The sequence below is a fragment of the Maritalea mediterranea genome (genome assembly GCF_021568695.1).
Lineage (GTDB): Bacteria > Pseudomonadota > Alphaproteobacteria > Rhizobiales > Devosiaceae > Maritalea > Maritalea mediterranea.
In genome coordinates this window covers 1,385,938-1,403,328 of the sequence record NZ_JAKGTI010000001.1, presented here as the reverse complement: position 1 = coordinate 1,403,328, position 17,391 = coordinate 1,385,938, and the positions used below count along the sequence as shown (strand labels likewise).

The following is a 17,391-nucleotide window of genomic DNA, read 5'->3' as shown; positions in this document are numbered from 1 at the left end:
ACAACACAGAGCGGCGTAGTCTGTCACGCGTACCACCTGACTGGATGCGTCTAGGGCAGATGACTTCACAACGCAACTTTGAGCCGTTCTTGCCCCAGTCCGCTGCTGCAAGGACAGGATCTATGCGCTCGGCGCGGGTACCCGCTTCGGCTTCGTCGTAAATGCTCATATACTTCGGTATCCGATGACGTATTTCCGCCAGCTTGATTTATTTTTACCCCCATTTGCAAGCATCAAGCGATCAGTTTCATCATGTGTAAGATTTAGATGGAGGCGAAGCGCCTCCGCAGCATTGCAAAATTTCTCGTAGTTTTCACCCGTATTGGCATCAGAGACCATGTAAGTGAATTTAGGTGCTGATGCCTCTTTTTCCCATTTGCGGATGACATCCATTTTCACCAACTCTTGAGCCAAAAGGAGGTTAATTGAACATCCCGCCCATTGGTCCATTATATAAGCTGGCTCCTGCCTTGGTGATGACCTTGGAGTAAGAAAGTAGATCATTTTGGTGAAATAGGCAGGGCCAACGCCATATAGTTTTTTCTCTTCACGCAGAGCAGAAAAAGCATCGTATGCAGAACTGCGATGCACCTTACCTTCCCGAATGCTGTCGGCAAGCTTCAGCCAACCAGAATCGGCGAGAGAAAAGAATCCATTTCTAAACCGTTGGTTCATACCGCCCCAGGCCATGATTGCGGCGCAGACCGTTACGGTGTTGACATTGGGATCAATCGCCAACGAAAACACTTCAGATCTCCTTATTCGGGATGGCGGAAGGGTATCGGCAAAAACACCCTCCAAGCCAAGGCCAAAGTCAAAAGCAATTTTGCCGCCCAAATCATCAGGTGACAGTCCCTCAGCTAAGCTGTTTTTGAGTACCACAAGCGCATCCTTCGACCATGCGAGATCGGCACCCGCCAGAGAAGTATCTCCCTTAGGACTTTCAGCAACGGTTGACTTGGGATCACTCATTTCCAACTCCTAAGCTTTTGGCCCAAGCGATATACCCCTACTCCGCCACGTCTTAGAGACTTTGATTGCGCATCAATTTCGTCGACCTCTTTAAGATAACAGCGTGCGTCAGCAACTATTTGCCCAACGTCTTGATTTAACGATCTGAGTTCCTTTTCGGCATCCCACATCTTCTTTTGCAAGCACTTGATTTGCTTAAGATCATCTTTTGAAGCATTCTTCCTGCGCTTCAAAAACTCCTTTTCGCGTTCTGCATTCACAATTTGAATTGCGAGATTGTGCGCTCTGTCACGTCTCTTTTGCTGCTCCTTTTTTATTTTTTTGGGGCTTGATGACTTCATGTCAATTCGCCCGCGAAGGCTTTCTGCAAAAGGGATTGTCGAAGGTCGTGTAGGTCTTGAAGATTTTGAGAATAACCATCTGACAGCAGAGTTGTCTCATTTGTCAGACGTGACAATCTGTCAACGATTTCCTTTTGCTCTTGCAGCGATGGAAACGGAAACTGCGCGCGCTCAAATGTGCCTAGATTGATATTGTCTTGAGCACTGCCTTTTCCTTGCTTCTTGAGATCGGCAGCAAAGAAACGGAGCATGAACTCCACGTATTCCGGGAAAGTGGTTTTCGGGTCTGCTACCATTCCGATGATGCTATCCGGGAAACAAGCATCAAAACCCAAAATAGCCGTCTCGGCAATATTAGCTGCGATAGTGATGCAGATAGTTCCTGCTGGCCAAAGCTTGCTTTGTGCCAATCCTTCCTCACTGTAGCTTTGTGAGAAGGTTGACAATATTCCATCGCTGTTTCTGATGTCGCCTGTCTGAACGAAAGGATAAGGACCGCCATAAAGGAAAGGCGCATTACGGGGTCGATGCCTGGAACGCCCGCGACCAAAGCTGACAGATGCTTCTGCTAAGGTCAGGTGTTCGGCATGGTTTACGACTTTAGCAAAAATAGCGATTAGTGAGTTCTCAAACAACTCCCGCGCGCTTTGGAGGTTTGCTTCGGCGTGGGCGCGGGCGCGGGCCAGACCCTCGAAGGCCTCGTCCAGAACCGCAACAATCCGCTGTTGTTCTTCCAGCGGCGGGAGGGGGATTGGGATTTCACGCAATCGGCCTTGGTTGAGCTTTGGGACTGTCATACCCGATATGAACGGCATGAGGTCCGCGCCATTGAGATAGTAGATCAACCAGTCATCGAGGACCCGATCTCGATGCGGACGGATCACATGCGCATGGTTGTTGACCCACGTCTTGCCCGCAATAGCGAAAGCCGAGTTGGCACCAGCTTCCCACTTCGCGCCATCTTCTCCAATCAGAACCAATGGCTCATCGAAGAGGAATCCATCGACGTGATCAAGAACGCCTGTGGCTCCATAATATGGGTAAGGGCCCGCCTTCCTATTCTTCTTAGTGATCGGTTTTCTCAATCGGTCGAGCACATCGACTAAGTCACCAAGTGGCTTCGTTGGCCAGCCGAAATCTGCGGTGTCCTTCACAGCATCCCCCGAATGTCTTCGAGAATTTGTGCGGTCTCGGCATCCCGCGCCAACATATCAGCGATGATTTCTTCGGGGCTGCGTAGTGCCTCAGCCTCGGGGGCGTTGGGGTTCTTGACCGACAGGTCATCGGTGTCCTCATCCAGATCGGCGCGGTTGACGATCCAGCTTTTTGCCCCCGTAGCGCGGGAGCGTTGCAGCTCCACAAAGTCCGCCAGATCGTCGTCGTTCAGCGGGTTGGTCTTGCCTAGGCTTCGGCCCGGATCGAGCTGGTAATACCAGATGTCCCGCGTCGGCGCGCCTTTCTCAAAGAACAGCACCACAGTCTTGACCCCCGCGCCTTGGAATGTGCCTTGCGGGCAATCTAGGATAGTGTGCAGCTCCGCCGCCTCCAGCAATTCCTTGCGCAGTGCAATGGAAGCGTTGTCGGCGTTACTGAGGAATGTGTTCTTGATCACCACGGCGGCACGCCCGCCTGCCTTCAGCTTGCGGATGAAGTGTTGCAGGAACAGATAGGCCGTCTCGCCCGTGCGGATCGGGAAGTTCTGCTGCACCTCGCGCCGCTCGCCGCCGCCAAAGGGGGGGTTGGCGAGGATGATGTCGTGGCGGTCTTTCTCCTGAATATCCATCACGTTCTCATTGAGCGTGTTGGAGTGGACTAGGTTTGGGGCTTCGATACCGTGCAGGACCATATTCATGATCCCGATGACGTAGGCGAGACCTTTCTTTTCCTGCCCGTAGAAAGTCTTGGTTTGCAAGGTCTCGAATTCATCGGCAGATAGTTTGTCGGTGCGCATATAGTCGTAAGATTCACAGAGGAAGCCTGCCGAGCCCACGGCACCATCATAGATCGTTTCGCCGATCTTGGGATCTGTGACCTTGATCATGGCCCGGATCAGCGGGCGTGGCGTGTAATATTCGCCCCCATTGCGGCCCGCATTTCCCATCCGCCGAATGCGGGTTTCATAGAGTTGAGATAGCTCGTGCCGTTCGGCCTGGGTATTGAAGGACAGTCCATCTACGGCTTCCAGCACGTCCCGCAATATGTAGCCAGATCGGAACTTGTTGCGTAGTTCCGTAAAGACTTCGCCGATCTTGTATTGGATCGTTTGTGGGCTAGTCGCAGATTGGCGGAAGGATGCCAGGTAAGGAAACAGCTTATCATCAACAAATTTGATCAGATCATCACCAATGCGGGCGGTGTTATGGTCAAACTCGCCGTCTTTTTTCGGCGCGGCCCATTTGTCCCAACGGAAATCGCCGTCAATGATTGGCCTGTAATCTTCACCATTCAGCTCAGCACGATCAGCACGTTCAACTTCAAGATCATGCATATATTTCAGGAACAGCACCCAAGACGTCTGCTCCACATAGTCTAACTCGTTAGCAACCCCTTCTTCTGCGCGGAGGTCTTTCTCAATCTTGTTAAAGGCGTTCTCGTACAAAGCGTCCTCGAATTTCTTGCTATTTATGTTTGGAGGTTTGCCGGATTGGCAGAGGCAGAATAGCCGTTTGAAATCTGTTTAAGTAATTGAACCAATTTGATTTAGGTGCTTCTGTTTTTGCTCCTCCATTTAACACCCTACATAATCTGTACAAATTTAAACACATTGAATCAGGCTGAGGTCAAGACCACCGGTACTTTTTAGTCGGATTGCCGGACTTCCGTTCAACCTCAAATTGTCACTCACTTGTAACTGTCATCAAGGCATCAATCGTGATGGCATCATTTACTTATTCTGGGATCAACAGCTAAGTTTAGAACTACTTGAGACTTGAAATTGAATGTGCTTAGTTTGAGATAAAAATTTAAGAGGATTATTAATGCGTTTAATTTTTGCTTTAATCAGCGCTGCCATTCTTTTTGGCTGCGAAACCACTTCTTCCGCGATTCCGCTTCAAAAAAATGTTTGGCAGGTTTCAACCAGCGGCATTGGCGCAATCGCTGTTTCCAAGGTCGAAGATGATCTTATGCGCAAAGTCGCCCACCTTACTATTGAGCAAGGCTACGACAAATTCATCCTTACCCGTCCGCAATCTGCCCAGGGCTCTCGATATGGTGGAACAACACCTGTATACGCCAACACGAACGTTAATGTTTATGGCAACACGGGCTACGCAACCACAACCTATTCTGGCGGCCAGCCCATCCTGATCGCCGAAAAAACAAATTCTGTGATTGTTGTCATGTATAATAAAGGCGAACAAGGATCACAAAATGCCCTTGATGCGCGCCTGATCCTTGCTCAGTTGGACACTAAAGAAAACCGCTAAGCAAAGCGTGTCTGCTACTGGGATTTTAAGTGAGCGTAAGAAGCGCTTCAAGGTTCACACTGCTTTTTGACCCAATTTTACGGCCATTTTGATGTAATTCCGAATTCTATATCGTGGAGAATGTATGTTCGATAGTTTTTTTAATCATGGAAATATTGTTTCAGTAGTCCTCATGGTCTATGCAGCAAATGTTATGATTGAATCACTGCGAATAGATCAGGCGGACATTTCAGGTAGCTACACACCTCTGATAATTCGGTCATCCATTGGCAGTATTCTCGCTGTCGGCGCAATACCATGCGCTATATGGCCGGCCATTTATGTGGCTTTGTACTCTGGTTGGGTCGCAGGGATCGTTTTTTGGTTACTTGCACAATTATTTGGTTTTGCCATTGTTTTGGCGCTCAGAGTACGTGGGCCGTTAATTGGTATTCATTTTATAATAGCATCTATTGCGTATCCGATTGGGTATTATTTAAGCATAACCAACTTGCCATAACTCACTGCGTCAGGTTAAGGCGTCTGACAATTGAATCTTAATAATCTAAGCCGCCATTAACGTTCATTTTCCATGCTGTTCGCCATTTTCTTGTTTCTTGCTGAACGGCCTGAATTTCATTTGGAGACATAGCGGGATTGTTTTCTAATATTCCCAAGACCTCTATAAGTAGCGAGGCTTCTGGACTGCTTAACTCTTTGCATTACATAGTTCTTCAAACCGACGTTTAACTGGCTTGATCATATGACCATAAGAAAAAATGAAGCGTTTTTAATCCAGTCTCAAAGATCAATTTTTACTCCCCCACACCACCACATTAGCGTTCTCTACAAAACGATTTATCGGTCCGCCGAGCTTTTCCAGCAGACGCAGGGGCGTCACTTGCTGATTTGCATAGATGCGCCACTACGCGGCGCCGTAATCAGGTTTAGGGGCTTTTGGCACGGCGCTTATCTCATTTCTTTTTCCAAGTATGCAATTTTGAACGTTTATCTATTCTCATCGTTACATGCCTGTTGAATTTAGACCGTCGCAACCGAGCGGGTTGGTATTTTTCTTGCTGGTGCACACTCTGTCATGCGTTGTTTAGAAACAAGATCCCAAATTCACCTAAAAAAGTATGTCACGACCATGGATTAGAAGCAGACGCGCTACCAAATAGAATCTCTCTCAAATAAGTGATCGCATAAGTATCAGATTCAAAAGGACAAAATATCGCCTGAACCTCTGTCAATGAAACAGATAGCCGCGACCAATCGCTAGGTTTTTCGGCCGCGCCTGGCCAGTTCGATAACGAATTTTCACCAGATCAGCTTTTCAATGACCCGGGGGGTACCCCACCCCCACCCCCCGAGCCGAAATCAAAGTCGTAAAGCCACCTCCCCTACGGAGAAATTCGCAAGGGGTCTGGAAACGCTTCGGTATAAAAAATGATGGAGCCCCGGACCAACGATGCCTGAGACCCAGAAACCCCATGATCTTGAGCTTATTGAAGAAATCGCGTCCGCTTACGGATATACAAAAACGCTATCTCATCGCCCTTAAAAGATTTCTTAGGACCGGGCTTCAAGCGCCAAGATTAATGGAACGATCTTCCCGCTCTAACTAAGGAAACCATGGTGGGCGAAGAGACAGAAGTGATCGCGGCGGGGCACTGGCATAGCGCCACGATTCACGATGAAGGTTTGGCAGAACGTGGCAAATGCACTTGGCGGCTTCGGCCAAGGGCTACGACAAGTGCGATGAATTTGCCCGCCGCAAAGATTGTGCCAGCGAAAGCGAAGGGAAAGCGGCCGTAACTTTGGTAGACCTGATAGGAGAATGCTAGAACCAGATTTTCCAAGCTCTTGACGAATGGCCGCATCATCTCGCATCAATATACCCCGCGCGTCCGAGGTGCTAAAACAAATGGCGTGATAATTTCGAGAAGAAAGCTAACTATCCGCCGTCGTTTTCCCTGCGCCTGGACCTATACAGGACGAGTGACGATTGATGCTGAAGGAGGTGACAAATAATTGGTCGTATACTCTTTGGCGATGATGCCGCACCGCGCAAGAAGCACCGCAACAGTACTGTTTGACCTGCAAACGAGGGTGCATTAATCGAATTCAATTGTTGTTGGAGGATGTAAATGGCACAGAAAAACACGTATGAAATCATTGAAGTTGAAAGCTATTGCCCTGCAGATACGACAGGCCTTCATGGCAAAGTTCATATTCGACCTGTAGAAGGCGGACGTTACCCGCAGTCGCTGCATGTCGAATGCTCTAAGTCACTTTCCAAGAACTATCCGGTCGGCACACGTTTCAAAATCAAAGCAAAATTAACAGATCGCGAAGGTGGCGGTGAATACCTCTATAGCCACTACAGTTGGGACTACGAAGTAGTTCAGAAACCCTGATAACTAAAAATCTTGGAAATGAGCGGGCGCTCAAGGAGCGCTCCTAGTATTGCGGTGGAGTACTTTCGATTAGAGCCCGCAGGAAGACGTTTTTGTTGATTGGCCAATTCTCAAGCTAAAAAGTACTCAGACTGGCTTTAGAGGAGCCTTTACGGCACTCGAGTGAAGCGGGCTTTTGAACCGCTAATGCGGCCCATCTTTTCAAAAAGTTAGCGCAAAACTCAACGTCAATTATGCGAGATGACGGACGCCAGACAGATAGCGAAAACGCTGTGGTCCATGCGACATTCGACGTCGAGGCCGGGCTGGATTATTTGAACTACCTCCGCCGAGATATGTAATCGAAAAAAATTATGCGCGCTGCTGGTTTGCTACCACGGCGCGCATATCAAACCTCGAAAAACATGATTTTCCCTTTATTTAATTGTACTTAGCCTCTCTCGGGATAGACCTGGGGGACAGAGGGTCGTAGGTTCAAATCCTGCCGCTCCGACCATTTTTAAAGCCGTTTGTTGAACTTTTGAGCCCTGTATTGTCGCTGCTCGCCCGGTTAAAGACCGTTAATGCCAAACAGCCTATTTTTGATGACGCCGCATGTGAGATTAATATCCCCTGGCGCGAATATCAGTTCCGCTGGGACTGGTTTATCTATCTCTCGCTCTTCTTTGTTGCCGTGATTTTGCAGGCCGGACTGGCCGAATTTCAACGCCTTGGTCAGTTTCTAATTGCCGCGCCCGGCTTTGTGGTGGTTTTCGGTCTGTTCAGTTTCTTCTGGTTTCGCCAGTTCAACAATGAGAACATTACCTTCCCGTTTCATGCCAATGTGGATGGCATTGGCGGCACGGGTGAATATATGAACGCCGCCACCAGCTGGCATGAAATAGATGAGATTCGCCTCACCCACCCCAGTCGCGGCCTGGCGTTTGGCCCGCTTCGCATGGGCCTTTCTTTGAGAGCTAAGGGCAAGCAGCTGCACTATATCGGCCTGCCCTTTGTCACGCCTGAAGAGTTCATAAAACTCGATCAGATTCTGGCGCGGCTCGCGGCTATGCATGGTGTAGAATATCGCAGATAGCGCGACTTTTTGCGCGATAAAGGCGCGAGTTGTATCCTCGCGCCGTAACCAGTTTTCGGTGATGTCGCGCTTAATGTGCGCGGCTGTTTCATCATTCTGGCTTGGTCAATATATCGATGTTATCTGGAAACTGGTCATATTGCGGTACATTCTCGGGCATGACTTCCCAGGATGCCTTAGACCCCACAAAGATATGGGCTTTGATTTCAATATCCTGGTCATCATCTAAGCAACCGAGCGTGATGCCATGAATCTCGCCGTTTACAACACCACATAGGCTTGAACCACACGTCGAACAGAGGAGCCTGCCTTCATTGCCTGTTGGGTATTGCTTGAGATGTTCTTTGCCGCTCACCCATATGAGACTACCGGGTGTGATCACAGCATAGGAGTTGGCTTGGGCACTAAATGCTTTTCGACAACGCGAGCAGTGGCACGACCGTGCCCCAAATATCGCGCCATTGAGTTCATATTGAACCGCTCCGCAAAAACAACCGCCACGTCTTTTCATTGTGATATGACCCTCCCAAAACAAAGGCCCAGCTGGCGGAATCCAGATGGGCCTGTACGTCCAATATCTTTGTTATTTGTCAGTCCGACTTGGAATTCACCGCTTCTTCCAAAATCCGCTTGCACTCGAGCAATTCGGTCAGCGCTTCATTCAAGCGCGCACGCGAATAGGTGTCTGTAACACCTGCCTTCTTCGCGATTTCGATGGCCTCGTTGACGGTGATTTCGCTGGGCACATTTGGCGTACCGTCGCTGGCTTCGGCTCTGTTTTCACCGCCTTCTGGGGTATCTTCGTGCCCATTCCCATTGCTCAGGGCTCCAACCGGGGCCACAGGTTCAATCGCGCCAGTCTCGCCAATGGCGATCACGTGCCGCGCCCCATGTTCTTTCAGAATTTTTTGGACGCCCTTGATGGTGAAGCCCTCATCATAGAGCAAATAGCGGATTCCGCGCAAAAGCTGCACATCATCCGGGCGATAATATCTTCGCCCACCACCGCGCTTAAGCGGCTTTATCTGTTTAAAGCGCGTTTCCCAAAAACGTAAAACATGCTGCGGGAGATCAAGCTCGTCAGCAGCTTCAGAAATGGTTCGAAAAGCGTCTGGCGACTTTTGCAACAGATCCCTCGCTAGGTGTTATTATTTGCTTGAGAGCAAAGACTTGTTGATCTTGTTTTTCAATACATTGCTGGGTTTGAACACCAATACGCGTCGGGGCAGAATGGGCACCTCTTCGCCTGTTTTGGGGTTTCGACCCACACGCTCATTTTTTGATCGGACCAAAAAAGAGCCAAATGATGACAATTTTACGCTCTCACCTTCAACAAGAGCGTCGCTCATCAGTTCCAATACCCGCTCCACCAGCTCCGCCGATTCGGCCCGTGAAAGGCCAACTTGTTGATACACGGCTTCGCTGAGATCAGCACGCGTTAATGTTTTACCGCTCATGTGTCCCCCGCAAAAAGATCAATAATTTGATGAGCATAGAACTCGCAAATGTATCGGTCAATGTGTGACTTTTACTCAATTACCATCGAATGAGCGACGCTGCCCAGGTGAATCCGCCGCCCATGGCCTCAATCATCACCAAATCGCCCTTTTTGATCCGCCCATCTTCCACAGCAACGCTGAGCGCCATGGGCACCGATGCGGCGGAGGTATTCGCATGCTTATCCACAGTCACCACAACTTTTTCACTCGGTATGCGCAATTTTTTGCCCGCGCCGTCGATAATCCGGCGATTGGCCTGGTGTGGAACGAACCAATCCAGCTCTTCCACGGTTTTGTCGGCCTTTTCAAACGCCTCTTCCACCACATCAGAGATCATGCCCACGGCGTGGCGAAACACTTCGCGCCCCTGCATGCGGACAAAACCCACCGTCCCGGTGGTGGACGGGCCGCCATCCACATAAAGCTTTTCCCAATGATCGCCATCAGAGCGCAGGGAGGACGACAAGACGCCACGATCATCTTCCTGGTCCGCGGGTACCGCCTCAAGCACCATGGCGCCTGCACCATCGCCAAACAATACGCAGGTGGTGCGGTCTTCCCAGTCCAACAGGCGTGAGAAGGTTTCTGCGCCAATCACCAGCGCCCGTTTGCCCAAGCCGTTTTTCAAATGGCTGTCGGCTGTGGCCACTGCAAACACAAATCCCGAACATACGGCTTGAATGTCGAACGCGGCGCCATGATGGATACCAAGATTGCGTTGAACCGTTGTGGCCGCGGCAGGAAAGGTGCGGTCCGGCGTGGTCGTGGCCAGCACGATCAAGTCGATATCATTCGGGGTAAGACCGGCCGCCTCAATCGCTCTCAGTGCAGCTTTCGTGGCCAAATCGGATGTATATTCATTCTCCGCTGCCACATGACGCTGTTTGATGCCGGTCCGCTGGGTAATCCACTCATCCGACGTGTCGACACGCTGTGCCAAATCATCATTGGTGACAATTTGCTCCGGCAAATAATGGCCCACGCCACGCACAATGGTTTTCAAATTGGTCACGCCGAACCTACCTCTTCGTTGCTCTTATCTTTTTCGCTTTGCTCGGCGGCAAGTTGCGCCTTGTCGGCCTCGTCATGGGCGGCATATTCCTGCAGCCCTTCGCCGATTTTCTTGATTAGTTTGTTGTGCGCCATTTCGTAGGTCAGCCCCAAAGCACTTTTGAAGCCGATCTCATCGGTACCACCGTGGCTTTTGATCACAATGCCATTCACCCCAAGAAAAACGGCGCCATTGGCCGTCCGCGGGTCCATCTTTGAGCGCAGCGTGCGCATGGCGCCAGAGGCCAACAGAGCGCCCAGTTTAGACAGCCAGCTCTGGCTGAGCGCTGTGCGCAGATAGCTGGCAACTTGACGCGCGGTGCCTTCAGCAGTTTTGAGGGCGATATTGCCGGTAAAGCCTTCGGTGACAACCACGTCCACTGTGCCCTTGCCCAAATCATCGCCTTCAACAAAGCCATGATATTTAAAGCCACGCCCCGAGTGCGCCTGCAATTGTTTGGAGGCATCCTTCACCGCTTCGAGGCCTTTGACCTCCTCTACCCCAACATTGAGCAAGCCGATGCTGGGCAAATCCACATCAAACAGCGCGCGCGCCATAGCGGCGCCCAGAATGGAGAAATCGATCAGCTGTTCTTCGTCAGCGCCCACTGTGGCGCCAACATCCAACACCACGCTTTCTGAGCGCAAGGTGGGCCATAGCGCGGCCAATGCAGGCCGGGAAATACCCTCCATCGGGCGGAGGCAGAATGTGGCCATGGCCATCAACGCGCCGGTATTGCCGCCCGAAATGGCAGCGTCGGCCTCGCCATCTTTTACAGATTGCAGGGCGTTCCACATAGACGAGTCGCCACGTCCCTTGCGCAAGGCCTGGGACGGCTTGTCGTCCATGGATATCACATTATTGCTATGGCGAATCTCAGAAACGGCCTGAAGATTTTCATATTTTGCGACAAGCGGTTTGAGCTCATCTTCGCGACCATGGAAGATAAACTTGGTTTTCGGACGCTCGATCAGTGCAAGGGCTGCGCCCTGCACCACGATTTCGGGTCCATTGTCGCCACCCATGGCATCAACGGAAATGGTGATTGACTCTGACATTATTTCTTATTTGCACTCCGTTATGGCGCAGCTTAGCCAAGACAGGCCATGACACAAGTAGATTTCGGCAAAAACCAACTTATTTCTTGTCTTTCAACGCTGCAAGCGCTGCAAAAGGCGACTCGCTTTCATCGCGCTCATCCTCGGTAAGATCAGCAAATTCAGCGTCGGGTTTCCGTGGATAGGGATTGAGCGATAACATCAGTGTTTCCACCACCATGGGCGCCAGATCAATCGCATCGCCCTCATACCAATCCTGGTCCGGTTCGCTGTCTAGGTTGACAAAGACCTCAGCATTTGGCGCCACGTCGGGTTCTGGCGCCTTGCCCGGCATATAAATGCGCTCAAACGCCAGCGCCACTTCTTCTTCCACCGGCTCCAGCGTCACCACGCAAGCCTGTTCGACCACTGCCTGCCCCTCGCCTTTGGCCTGATAGCCACCTCGAAAGGGGCGCATGGTGATTTTGCCTGAAAACGACTTCACATCTTCAAGCTTGGTCTCTGCCACAAGTGCCTCTTTTGCGTCTTGATCGGCATCGAACTCATATGATCGCCCGTCTTTTGGCACCTCTGAAAGGCGCACCTCTAGATCAAGCAGTTTGTGTATATCTTGCCCCGCCATAAAAACCTTATCCGCCGCCAGCTTTGATCGCCTCTTGAGGCGGCAATAGATTGAGCGTTCCTTTATCAATTTGACCTTGCGGGTCTAAATGATCCAGCTGCCCAAAGCAATAGTACGCCAAAATCTTGGCATTTTCCGGATCTTCAGGATCAAATAGATTCCGCGAAAGAGCTTCGGTCAAGCCGTCCACATCCCTGGGGTCAAAATGATCTTTGATCGACCCGAGAAGCCCATAGAACAATTCCGACATTTTTTTGACTTTCTTGGGCACAGTCAGGTCGCCTACCCCCATTTCGCGCAGCGATCGGTCCATATCCTTGAAAAACAAATCAAACAATGTTTGGGCAAAAGCCTTGGTTTTCTCGTCTTCCTCATGCAATCGATGAAACACCAATGAGAGGTGCAAGGCAATCATATCGAAGCGTCCGGTCACATTGTCGTTGATGCCATAGTGCAAATAAAAGTCGGGATGCCGAGATTGCGCCACAATAGCGTTATAGACCGCATAGGCAGCATCGGCATGTGGGTTTTTGCGAAATGGGTTGAAAATCATCTTCTTTTCGTCGTTTGATGCCGCAAGGCTGTTGTTGAGTGTCGTTTCGTTTGTTGGCTTGCCAAGTTGGGGCTTAGCCAGCTAAACAGTGTTACGCGCTCAATTCGTGTTTAGACTAGTTAATCGAGATTGTCACAGAAAGCCAATTATATGATGGTCCTGCGTTCTGCAAATCGTTTTCTTTCCCTAATATTTGTTGTTTTTGTCGCAGTCGGTCTTTCCGGTTGCCTCACGCAGCAACGCACCCAAGGCTATGATATCCCCGAGGGCAGTCTTGAACAGGTTCGTCCTGGCGTGTCCAAAGAGCTGGTGGAGTTTGTGCTGGGGTCACCCCAAACCACCAACACATTTGGCGATGAGCAAGCCTATTATTATGTGGAAACCAAGGTTGAGCAGACCGCCTTTGGCCTCACCTCGGTAAAATCGCGCACCGTTTTGGCAGTCTATTTTGATAAAAATGATCGCGTAACCGATAAAGCGGTTTATGGCCTGGAAGACGGAAAAGTGGTGGACATTGTGTCGCGACGTACACCGGGCTTTGGTCAGGATCGCTCCTTCCTGCAGCAATTGCTGGGCTCCCTATCCTTCTGATTTGCGTAGTAAAACCAAAAGTTGAATCTATTAGGGGCGCCTTAGCGCCCCTTTGTTTTTCAAAACATGGTTGATAAGACTTAAGCGCGCCTCGCCTGCCGTGCGCGATAATCGCCCCACGCCAGCAATGCGAGGGCGGCCGTTGCAATCGGCAGCACCATCACATTGATGGCTTCCCAACCCAGATTGTCCAGCAAATAGCCCGAGCTGATTGAGGCCACGGCCATGGTGCCAAACACCATTGGTTCGTTCAGGGCTTGCGCGGTGGACGCTTCTTCTGGCCGATAGGCTTTGGCCATCATGGTGGTGGAGCCAATGAAACCGAAGTTCCAGCCGACACCCAGAAAAATCAGTGCCAAATCAAAATGCAATGTGCTGGTGCCGTTCAAATTGATGAGTGCGCTGCCCAGAATCAACAACATGCCGATGCCCACAACCGCGTGGGTGCCCAAGCGGGAAATAATGTGACCTGTCACCAGGCTAGGCAGAAACATGGCTATGATATGCCATTGGATGGTGGTGGTGGCGGCTTCAGGCGAATGGCCGCACACATGCACCATGGCCAGTGGTGCGGCGACCATAACAAAGGTCATCAACGCATAGGAGGCCATGCCCGTGGCCAGGGGAATAAAAATCTCGGGCACCCGGATCAATTGGCCCGTGGTGCGCCCCGCCGCATCACCTTCTTGCTTCTGGCGTACAGGTGCCAATTTGGTTTGGCTTAGAATCAAAACACCGATCGCGGAGAGTACCGCGATAATGAGAAAAGAGCCGGTAAACTCCACGCCACCAATCCAGTCTTTGGTGATGTAAGACAGGCGCGGCCCCAAAAAACCGGCGGCGACACCGCCCAGCAAGACCAGTGAGATCGCCTTGGCCTGCATCTCTTCAGGCACACTGTCGGCGATCGCAAATCGGATTTGTTGCCCGAATGCGGCGGAGGCGCCGACAATGGACAGAGCAATCGCAAAAAGCCAAAACGAGCTTAGATAAACCGCTAGAGCGGCAACCAAGCCTGCCAGAATGCCGATGGATGCGCCAAGCATAAACCCCTTGCGACGCCCCAGCGCATAGATTGTTTTGGTGGCTGGCGCTGCCATCAAGGCCAGACCGACAATCATAAATGTTGTAGGCAATGTCGCCATCGATTTGTCTGGGGCCAATGTCGCTGCTGTCAACGCGCCCACAGCCATAATGATGGCCTGGTTGGAGCCCACAATGGCCTGCGTCAGGGATAAAAGGCCTATATTGCGCCCCACATGGGCCCTTAAATCCGCATCGACGCTCATAATTTTCTCCAGCTTATTTGGACGTGAACTCGTCCTGACGTGTTTGGTGGGCAATATTGTTCAGCACCCCATTGACGACTTTGGGTTCGTCGCTTTCAAAAAAGGCGCGGGCAATATCCACATATTCGGTGATAATCACTTTAGCCGGAATATCGCGTTTGTGAAGAAGTTCAAACGTCGCGCCGCGCAAAATGGCGCGCAAGGTGCTGTCGATCCGCGTAACCGGCCAGCCCTCGAGCAACGACGCATCAATCATCGGGTCGATTTTGAGCTGGTGTTTGGATACCCCTTCCACGACAAGCTTAAAATAGCTCTTGTCGGCGGGCAGATATTCGTCCCCCTCAATTTCCTGGCCCATATAAAAGCTCATAAACTGAGTCAATGTATGTTCCAGCGATGTCCGGCCAATATCCATTTGGTAAAGTGCCTGCACCGCAGCTAACCGGGCAGCGCCGCGCTGGTTTGCTTTTTTCGGGGCGTTATTCGCGTTTTTATCGGGGGATGATTTTGAATTGCTCATCAATTTTTCCGCTATCGGGGATCGGCCATCGGCACATCTGATTGTGCCAGCTCAACGCCAGCGCATACCAGACCCTAGCGCACAATGCGATAAAAAAGTTTAATCGGGCAGCGAATGCCACCGCTAACTCAGCAGATGTGGCCGTTTCGCGACTATTTATCGCCTGACGGCGTTTCTTCGGTGGCGTTCATGGTGGAGAGAAAGGATTCAAAATCGTCGGCGCCAGAAAAATTCTTGTATACTGACGCGAAGCGGACAAATGCCACATCGTCCAGCTCTTTCAGCCCATCCATGACAAGCAAGCCAATCTCTTCCGAGGTGACTTCGTTTTCGCCTTGGCTTTCCAGCCGCCGCACCACACCAGAAATCAAACGCTCCACCCGCTCAGGCTCCACCTCACGCTTGCGCAAAGCAGTGTTGATCGAACGGGCCAGCTTCTCGCGGTCGAAAGGCACTTTGCGACCAGACTTTTTCGCCACCACAATGTCGCGCAACTGCACACGTTCAAACGTGGTGAACCGTCCGCCACAGCCGGTGCAAACCCGGCGGCGGCGGATGGAGTTATAGTCTTCTGTCGGCCGGGAATCCTTAACTTGAGTGTCTTGATTTCCGCAATAGGGACAGCGCATTGATCGTCCTTAGGCTGGGTAGATCGGGTGCGCGTCAGTGAGTTTTTTCACTTCAGCGCGCACGTTGGCTTCCACCTCGGCGTTGCCTTCTTCACCATTCTGGCTCAGGCCATCCACCACTTCAACAATCAACTCGCCAACTTTGGCAAAGTCCGATTCGTCGAAGCCGCGAGAGGTTGCAGCAGGTGTGCCAACGCGAATACCGGAGGTGACGAACGGTTTTTCCGGGTCGAACGGGATTGCGTTTTTGTTGCAGGTGATGTGAGCCCGCTCCAGCGCCGCCTCGGTCGCCTTACCGGTCACGCTTTTCGGGCGCAAATCCACCAGCATCAAGTGGTTGTCGGTGCCGCCAGACACGATATCCAAGCCGCCTTTCATCAATGCGTCAGCAAGGCTTTTCGCATTCAAAACAACTTGTTTCGTGTAGTTCTTAAAGTCATCTGTTAGCGCTTCGCCAAAGGCAACTGCCTTGCCCGCAATCACATGCATCAAGGGACCACCCTGAATGCCGGGGAAGATGGCAGAGTTCAGTTTTTTCGCAATATCGGCATCATTGGTCATGATCATACCGCCGCGTGGGCCGCGCAATGTTTTGTGGGTCGTGGTGGTCGCCACGTGGGCATGTGGAAACGGGCTTGGATATTGGCCACCGGCCACAAGACCTGCCACGTGCGCCATATCGACCAAGAAATAGGCCCCAACTTCATCAGCAATTTCGCGGAAGGCTTTAAAGTCCAAAACGCGGGAATAGGCAGAGAAACCGGCAATGATCAGTTTAGGCTGATGCTCTTTGGCCAAATCGCGCACCTGATCCATATCCAGCAGGCCATCTTCCTTGCGCACGCCATAATGCACCGCGTTGAACCATTTGCCAGATTGGTTGGGCCGTGCACCGTGGGTCAAGTGCCCGCCAGCGTCCAGGCTCATGCCCAAAATGGTGTCGCCCGGCTTGATCAGGGCTTGAAACACGCCCTGGTTGGCCTGCGAGCCAGAATTGGGCTGCACATTTACATAGTCACAGCCGAAAAGCTGCTTGGCGCGATCGATTGCAAGATTTTCAACCACGTCAACATGCTGACACCCGCCATAATAGCGTTTGCCGGGATAACCCTCAGCATATTTATTCGTCAAAACAGTGCCTTGTGCTTCCATCACCGCTTTTGAAACGATGTTTTCAGAGGCAATTAGTTCAATTTCGGTTTGCTGACGGTTCAGTTCAGCGGCCACAGCCTGCGCAATTTCATTGTCTGATTGCGCCAGCGAATGGGAGAAGAAATTTGGAAAAATCTCAGTCATAAAAAGATCCCCAGAATAGATGAGATAGAGGGCGGAGCCCTCGTTTCGGTGGAGATCGCTTAGCACAG

At 51.1% G+C, this 17,391-nt stretch carries 20 protein-coding genes; 5 read left to right on the top strand and 15 right to left on the bottom strand.

Going from position 1 to position 17,391, the window contains the following annotated elements; translation table 11 throughout:
• Positions 1-165: 165 nt before the first annotated feature.
• From L1I42_RS06800 to L1I42_RS06785, 4 genes are read right to left on the bottom strand one after another with little or no spacing between them, the layout of a single operon-like run.
• Positions 166-972, bottom strand: coding sequence for an 8-oxoguanine DNA glycosylase OGG fold protein (locus tag L1I42_RS06800; RefSeq protein ID WP_236113730.1), 807 nt, complete (start codon positions 970-972; stop codon positions 166-168).
• Positions 969-1,313, bottom strand: a complete 345-nt coding sequence (locus L1I42_RS06795) for a hypothetical protein (RefSeq protein ID WP_236113729.1) — start codon at positions 1,311-1,313, stop codon at positions 969-971. The genes L1I42_RS06800 and L1I42_RS06795 overlap by 4 nt, the downstream gene beginning before the upstream one ends.
• Complete coding sequence (locus L1I42_RS16365; RefSeq protein WP_236113728.1) at positions 1,310-2,467, bottom strand: restriction endonuclease subunit S; 1,158 nt, start codon at positions 2,465-2,467, stop codon at positions 1,310-1,312. Before L1I42_RS16365 ends, L1I42_RS06795 begins: the two co-directional genes overlap by 4 nt.
• Positions 2,464-3,912, bottom strand: coding sequence for a class I SAM-dependent DNA methyltransferase (locus L1I42_RS06785; protein WP_236113727.1), 1,449 nt, complete (start codon positions 3,910-3,912; stop codon positions 2,464-2,466). The genes L1I42_RS16365 and L1I42_RS06785 overlap by 4 nt, the downstream gene beginning before the upstream one ends.
• Before the next feature lie 379 nt (positions 3,913-4,291).
• Between L1I42_RS06785 and L1I42_RS06780 the strand changes: the two genes are divergently transcribed.
• The 4 genes from L1I42_RS06780 to L1I42_RS06765 all read left to right on the top strand — a co-directional run bounded on the left by L1I42_RS06780 (position 4,292) and on the right by L1I42_RS06765 (position 8,215).
• Positions 4,292-4,741 carry a CC0125/CC1285 family lipoprotein gene (locus tag L1I42_RS06780; RefSeq protein ID WP_236113726.1) on the top strand — a complete coding sequence of 150 codons (450 nt, stop codon included), beginning with the start codon at positions 4,292-4,294 and terminating at the stop codon, positions 4,739-4,741.
• 124 nt (positions 4,742-4,865) lie between these two features.
• On the top strand, positions 4,866-5,240 hold the full coding sequence (locus tag L1I42_RS06775; protein WP_236113725.1) for a hypothetical protein: 375 nt from the start codon (positions 4,866-4,868) through the stop codon (positions 5,238-5,240).
• A 1,630-nt stretch (positions 5,241-6,870) separates the two neighbouring features.
• On the top strand, positions 6,871-7,140 hold the full coding sequence (locus L1I42_RS06770; RefSeq protein ID WP_236113724.1) for a hypothetical protein: 270 nt from the start codon (positions 6,871-6,873) through the stop codon (positions 7,138-7,140).
• 532 nt (positions 7,141-7,672) lie between these two features.
• The gene (locus L1I42_RS06765) at positions 7,673-8,215 is read left to right on the top strand and encodes a hypothetical protein (RefSeq protein ID WP_236113723.1); all 543 of its coding nucleotides are present in this window, start codon (positions 7,673-7,675) and stop codon (positions 8,213-8,215) included.
• Positions 8,216-8,306: 91 nt separating this feature from the next.
• Here L1I42_RS06765 and L1I42_RS06760 read toward each other — a convergent pair whose 3' ends face one another.
• The 7 genes from L1I42_RS06760 to L1I42_RS06730 all read right to left on the bottom strand — a co-directional run bounded on the left by L1I42_RS06760 (position 8,307) and on the right by L1I42_RS06730 (position 12,998).
• Positions 8,307-8,726, bottom strand: a complete 420-nt coding sequence (locus tag L1I42_RS06760) for a GFA family protein (RefSeq protein ID WP_236113722.1) — start codon at positions 8,724-8,726, stop codon at positions 8,307-8,309.
• A 79-nt stretch (positions 8,727-8,805) separates the two neighbouring features.
• Positions 8,806-9,342: a MerR family transcriptional regulator gene (locus L1I42_RS06755; protein ID WP_236113721.1), complete on the bottom strand. Its 537-nt coding sequence runs from the start codon at positions 9,340-9,342 to the stop codon at positions 8,806-8,808.
• 21 nt (positions 9,343-9,363) lie between these two features.
• A complete protein-coding gene (locus tag L1I42_RS06750; protein WP_236113720.1) occupies positions 9,364-9,672 on the bottom strand; it encodes an integration host factor subunit alpha in 309 nt (102 codons plus the stop codon).
• Positions 9,673-9,751: 79 nt separating this feature from the next.
• Positions 9,752-10,726 carry a beta-ketoacyl-ACP synthase III gene (locus tag L1I42_RS06745; protein ID WP_236113719.1) on the bottom strand — a complete coding sequence of 325 codons (975 nt, stop codon included), beginning with the start codon at positions 10,724-10,726 and terminating at the stop codon, positions 9,752-9,754.
• A complete protein-coding gene (plsX, locus tag L1I42_RS06740; protein WP_236113718.1) occupies positions 10,723-11,823 on the bottom strand; it encodes a phosphate acyltransferase PlsX in 1,101 nt (366 codons plus the stop codon). Before plsX ends, L1I42_RS06745 begins: the two co-directional genes overlap by 4 nt.
• Before the next feature lie 79 nt (positions 11,824-11,902).
• Positions 11,903-12,445 (bottom strand): YceD family protein, encoded by a 543-nt coding sequence (locus L1I42_RS06735; RefSeq protein WP_236113717.1) that lies wholly within the window; start codon positions 12,443-12,445, stop codon positions 11,903-11,905.
• Positions 12,446-12,452: 7 nt separating this feature from the next.
• A complete protein-coding gene (locus L1I42_RS06730; RefSeq protein ID WP_236113716.1) occupies positions 12,453-12,998 on the bottom strand; it encodes a ubiquinol-cytochrome C chaperone family protein in 546 nt (181 codons plus the stop codon).
• 150 nt (positions 12,999-13,148) lie between these two features.
• Here L1I42_RS06730 and L1I42_RS06725 point away from each other — a divergent pair, with 150 nt between their 5' ends.
• Positions 13,149-13,589 carry an outer membrane protein assembly factor BamE gene (locus L1I42_RS06725; protein ID WP_236113715.1) on the top strand — a complete coding sequence of 147 codons (441 nt, stop codon included), beginning with the start codon at positions 13,149-13,151 and terminating at the stop codon, positions 13,587-13,589.
• Positions 13,590-13,669: 80 nt separating this feature from the next.
• Here L1I42_RS06725 and L1I42_RS06720 read toward each other — a convergent pair whose 3' ends face one another.
• From L1I42_RS06720 to glyA, 4 genes are all read right to left on the bottom strand, one after another.
• A complete protein-coding gene (locus L1I42_RS06720) occupies positions 13,670-14,878 on the bottom strand; it encodes an MFS transporter (RefSeq protein WP_236113714.1) in 1,209 nt (402 codons plus the stop codon).
• Positions 14,879-14,891: 13 nt separating this feature from the next.
• A complete protein-coding gene (nusB, locus tag L1I42_RS06715; RefSeq protein ID WP_236113713.1) occupies positions 14,892-15,398 on the bottom strand; it encodes a transcription antitermination factor NusB in 507 nt (168 codons plus the stop codon).
• 152 nt (positions 15,399-15,550) lie between these two features.
• The gene (gene nrdR / locus L1I42_RS06710; protein ID WP_236113712.1) at positions 15,551-16,027 is read right to left on the bottom strand and encodes a transcriptional regulator NrdR; all 477 of its coding nucleotides are present in this window, start codon (positions 16,025-16,027) and stop codon (positions 15,551-15,553) included.
• A gap of 9 nt (positions 16,028-16,036) precedes the next feature.
• Positions 16,037-17,323, bottom strand: a complete 1,287-nt coding sequence (gene glyA, locus L1I42_RS06705; RefSeq protein WP_236113711.1) for a serine hydroxymethyltransferase — start codon at positions 17,321-17,323, stop codon at positions 16,037-16,039.
• Positions 17,324-17,391 lie beyond the last annotated feature (68 nt).

What these genes read in the sequence shown, in the direction of transcription:
- plsX (WP_236113718.1), bottom strand. Translation starts at nt 11,823, where the DNA reads ATGTCAGAGTCAATCACCATTTCCGTTGATGCCATGGGTGGCGACAAT.
- L1I42_RS06800 (WP_236113730.1), bottom strand. Translation starts at nt 972, where the DNA reads ATGAGTGATCCCAAGTCAACCGTTGCTGAAAGTCCTAAGGGAGATACT.
- L1I42_RS06720 (WP_236113714.1), bottom strand. Translation starts at nt 14,878, where the DNA reads ATGAGCGTCGATGCGGATTTAAGGGCCCATGTGGGGCGCAATATAGGC.
- nrdR (WP_236113712.1), bottom strand. Translation starts at nt 16,027, where the DNA reads ATGCGCTGTCCCTATTGCGGAAATCAAGACACTCAAGTTAAGGATTCC.
- L1I42_RS06795 (WP_236113729.1), bottom strand. Translation starts at nt 1,313, where the DNA reads ATGAAGTCATCAAGCCCCAAAAAAATAAAAAAGGAGCAGCAAAAGAGA.
- glyA (WP_236113711.1), bottom strand. Translation starts at nt 17,323, where the DNA reads ATGACTGAGATTTTTCCAAATTTCTTCTCCCATTCGCTGGCGCAATCA.
- L1I42_RS06730 (WP_236113716.1), bottom strand. Translation starts at nt 12,998, where the DNA reads ATGATTTTCAACCCATTTCGCAAAAACCCACATGCCGATGCTGCCTAT.
- L1I42_RS06750 (WP_236113720.1), bottom strand. Translation starts at nt 9,672, where the DNA reads ATGAGCGGTAAAACATTAACGCGTGCTGATCTCAGCGAAGCCGTGTAT.
- L1I42_RS06725 (WP_236113715.1), top strand. Translation starts at nt 13,149, where the DNA reads ATGATGGTCCTGCGTTCTGCAAATCGTTTTCTTTCCCTAATATTTGTT.
- L1I42_RS06735 (WP_236113717.1), bottom strand. Translation starts at nt 12,445, where the DNA reads ATGGCGGGGCAAGATATACACAAACTGCTTGATCTAGAGGTGCGCCTT.
- L1I42_RS06780 (WP_236113726.1), top strand. Translation starts at nt 4,292, where the DNA reads ATGCGTTTAATTTTTGCTTTAATCAGCGCTGCCATTCTTTTTGGCTGC.
- nusB (WP_236113713.1), bottom strand. Translation starts at nt 15,398, where the DNA reads ATGAGCAATTCAAAATCATCCCCCGATAAAAACGCGAATAACGCCCCG.
- L1I42_RS06775 (WP_236113725.1), top strand. Translation starts at nt 4,866, where the DNA reads ATGTTCGATAGTTTTTTTAATCATGGAAATATTGTTTCAGTAGTCCTC.
- L1I42_RS06760 (WP_236113722.1), bottom strand. Translation starts at nt 8,726, where the DNA reads ATGAAAAGACGTGGCGGTTGTTTTTGCGGAGCGGTTCAATATGAACTC.
- L1I42_RS06770 (WP_236113724.1), top strand. Translation starts at nt 6,871, where the DNA reads ATGGCACAGAAAAACACGTATGAAATCATTGAAGTTGAAAGCTATTGC.